The organism is Mesorhizobium sp. M00.F.Ca.ET.216.01.1.1, assembly GCF_004010325.2.
Classification (GTDB): domain Bacteria; phylum Pseudomonadota; class Alphaproteobacteria; order Rhizobiales; family Rhizobiaceae; genus Mesorhizobium.
Genome location: NZ_SADR02000530.1, coordinates 1 through 288 on the forward strand (window position 1 = coordinate 1; position 288 = coordinate 288).

A 288-nucleotide genomic window follows, 5' to 3' on the forward strand; every position below is an offset into this window, starting at 1 on the left:
GCCGCCGAAAAGCGCGGACAGATGAAGACGGTGCTGCTTTCCGCCATTGCTCTTATCCTGTTCGGACAGTTGTTATTGGGCGTCGCTCCGCATACGATTCTGAGTGTGGCGGCCATCCTTTTTGTGTACTTTCTCGGCTTCAATATTCTCGAGGCGTCGCAGCCTTCGCTGGTCTCGAAGCTGGCGCCGGGCAATCGCAAGGGCGCGGCGGCCGGCGTGTACAACACCACGCAGTCCATCGGTCTGGCGCTCGGCGGCATGATCGGCGGCTGGCTGCTGAAAGTTGAC

Annotated in this window: 1 pseudogene; it reads left to right on the forward strand. The window is 60.4% G+C overall.

Going from position 1 to position 288, the window contains the following annotated elements:
* Positions 1-21 precede the first annotated feature (21 nt).
* Positions 22-288, forward strand: a pseudogene (locus EN859_RS37305) (MFS transporter); the annotation flags it as partial.